The sequence below is a fragment of the Albidovulum sp. genome, assembly GCF_049646345.1.
Taxonomy (GTDB): Bacteria; Pseudomonadota; Alphaproteobacteria; order Rhodobacterales; family Rhodobacteraceae; genus Albidovulum.
In genome coordinates, this window is sequence record NZ_JBARVQ010000622.1 from 1 (window position 1) to 2,703 (window position 2,703).

The following is a 2,703-nucleotide window of genomic DNA, read 5'->3' on the forward strand; positions in this document are numbered from 1 at the left end:
GCCCATCACGCTCCAGCTTGCGCAGCGTCTGGGTCAGCATCCGCTGTGAAATATCCGGGATCGCCTTCTGGATGGAGGAGAATCGGTGTTCGCCCTCACGCAGCAGAAGGATCACCAGAAGGCTCCATTTATCGCCGATCTGGGCAAGGACCGTGCGGATTGGGCAGAGGTCAAGCCCCAGCTTTTTCTCGATTTCTTCGCGGCGTTTCATGTTTTTTCCAGTTACTAAAAAGTGCCTGCTTACGCATTGGCTATATGGTTATTATCAGTAAGTCACATCCGAAACGAAAGCAACTTCTCAAAGGAGATACCGAGATGACCAGGATGATGACTGCCGCCGTTGCCTTTGCCGGGCTCGCAACCGCAACCCTTGCCGCCGAACCGTTGGACAGCAACAAGGCCCTGGCCGTTGGCCTGTTGGAAAAGGGTCTGATCGGCGGCGATGCCGATTACATCCGCGCCAATGTCGCCGAAGACTATATCCAGCACAATCCGCTGGTCGCTGATGGCCGCGACGGTCTTCTGGGCTTTGTCGAGTTCGTCGGCACGATTGACCCGAAGGTCACCTCGACCATTCACCGCGTCATCGCCGAGGGTGACCTGGTCGTCGTCCACAGCGAGGTGGATTTCTATGGACCGAAGTCGATCCTTGACCTCTTCCGGATCGAGGACGGCAAGATCGCCGAGCACTGGGATGTGATCCAGGAGGTGCCGGCCGAAACCGCAAGCGGGCGGACAATGTTCGACGGTGCGACTGAGATCGCCGATCTGGACAAGACCGCCGAAAACAAGGCGCTGGTCACCGGCTTTGTCAGCGACGTGCTGATGGGGGGCAAGCTTGACAGGATCGACGACTACCTCGCCCCGGAATATATGCAACACAACCCGTTCGTGCCTGATACAAGGGACGGGCTGAAGGGCTTCATCGACTATATCGCGGCCAATGAGATCACCTTCTACTACTCGGCGCTGCACACCGTCGTGGCCGAAGGGAACTTCGTCTTTACCCAGTCCGAAGGCGTCTATGACGGCAAGCCGACGGCCTTCTTCGACCTTTGGCGGGTCGAGGGCGGAAAGCTTGTCGAGCATTGGGATGCTGTGCAGGAAGTCCCGGCAGAGTTCGCCCACGAAAACGGGATGTTTTGAGGCATCAAGTGAAACAGTCCGGACTGTCCTGAAAGGGACGGTCCGGTTTCGTCGATTCTTGTGAAAGTCCAATAGATGGTCTGCGACCTTTGCGGATATTTCGACCAGAACAACGCCAGCCGGGCAAATGTCTGTCCGTAGCGTGGCGCAGCAGTGGTCTTTCGAGACGCTTACAGCGTTTCGCGTTTAACTTGAACCATCACTCATCACCTAACGCTTTGAAATCTTTGATTTCAGGCAGCGTTAGGTGATTCAAGTTTAACGCCAAACGCTATGATGGCGTCAAAGCCCCTCGGAAGTCATGTGATACATCACCGCAGACGCACCAGCCCGCCGGGATGGGTCGGCGCCCGCTCGGTTCGCGTCGGGCTTGCTTCCAGTAGATTGATGCATCTGAAGAACGGCAGAACTGTCTCGACTGCCGACAAGGTAGTGTCAACGCATTGCCCGATTTGCGGGCCTGATCACCGACTGGAATTGTTGTCGTCACAATTCAGGGTTTGACGGCGCAGTCGGCACCCCACATTGTCGGGCTGAACAGGAGTTCTCATGCAGTCCCGAGCCCCCCTTTTTACTCCGGTCCTGATCGCCGGGTGCATCATCATCATGCTCGGCTTTGCAATCCGGGCGAGTTTCGGGGTGTTCCAGATCCCGATTGCCGAGGAGTTCGGCTGGCTCCGGTCGGAATTCAGCTTTGCCATCGCGGTTCAGAACCTAGCCTGGGGCATTGGTCAGCCCCTCTTTGGGGCCCTGGCCGAGAAGTTCGGCGACCGGCGGGCAATCATACTCGGGGCGCTTTCCTATGCGGCGGGGCTGGTGCTGTCGTCCTATGCGATCACGCCCGGTCAGCATCAGATGCTGGAAGTGCTGGTGGGGTTCGGCATTGCCGGAACCGGGTTCGGCGTGATCCTTGCGGTCGTCGGCCGCGCGGCAAGTGCCGAGAACCGCTCGCTCGCGCTTGGCATCGCGACAGCGGCGGGATCGGCCGGTCAGGTCATCGGAGCGCCGCTGGCCGAACTTCTGCTGGGGCATTTCCCCTGGCAAACGGTGTTTCTGATTTTTGCCGGGGTGATCCTTGCAGCCCTTCTGGTGCTGCCGATGATGCGGGCTCCGGCCCCGGTCAGCAAGGCCGAGCTGGAAGAGAGCATGGGCGAAGTGCTGCTGAAGGCCTTCCGCGACCCGTCCTTCGCGCTGATCTTCCTCGGCTTCTTCTCCTGCGGTTATCAGCTGGCCTTCATCACCGCGCATTTCCCGGCTTTCGTGACCGAAATGTGCGGGGCGATCGACCCGTCGGGGACGCTGGCCTCACTGGGGGTATCGACCACCTCGGCCCTTGGCGCGGTGGCAATTTCCTTGATCGGGCTTGCCAATATCGTCGGCACGATCACGGCAGGGTGGCTGGGTAAGCGCTATTCGAAAAAGTACCTGCTGGCGGCGATTTATGCCGGGCGGACCATTGTGGCGGCGGCTTTCATTCTGGTGCCGATGACGCCCGCGACGGTGGTGCTGTTTTCGGTCGCGATGGGGTCACTGCGGCTTGCCACCGTACCGCTGACC

3 protein-coding genes are annotated in these 2,703 nt (G+C 59.2%); 2 read left to right on the forward strand and 1 reads right to left on the reverse strand.

Features of this window, described 5'->3' with window-relative positions:
* Positions 1 to 211: winged helix-turn-helix transcriptional regulator (locus WBB85_RS16220; protein WP_432639635.1), on the reverse strand; the 211-nt coding region annotated here is incomplete at its 3' end.
* A 104-nt stretch (positions 212 to 315) separates the two neighbouring features.
* Between WBB85_RS16220 and WBB85_RS16225 the strand changes: the two genes are divergently transcribed.
* Both WBB85_RS16225 and WBB85_RS16230 read left to right on the forward strand, forming a co-directional pair.
* Positions 316 to 1,146: a nuclear transport factor 2 family protein gene (locus tag WBB85_RS16225; RefSeq protein ID WP_432639636.1), complete on the forward strand. Its 831-nt coding sequence runs from the start codon at positions 316 to 318 to the stop codon at positions 1,144 to 1,146.
* Positions 1,147 to 1,695: 549 nt separating this feature from the next.
* A partial coding sequence (locus WBB85_RS16230) for an MFS transporter (RefSeq protein ID WP_432639637.1) occupies positions 1,696 to 2,703 on the forward strand: 1,008 nt, incomplete at its 3' end.

Excerpts from the sequence above, each read along its gene's own strand:
- WBB85_RS16225 (WP_432639636.1), top strand. The coding sequence starts at position 316 with ATGACCAGGATGATGACTGCCGCCGTTGCCTTTGCCGGGCTCGCAACC.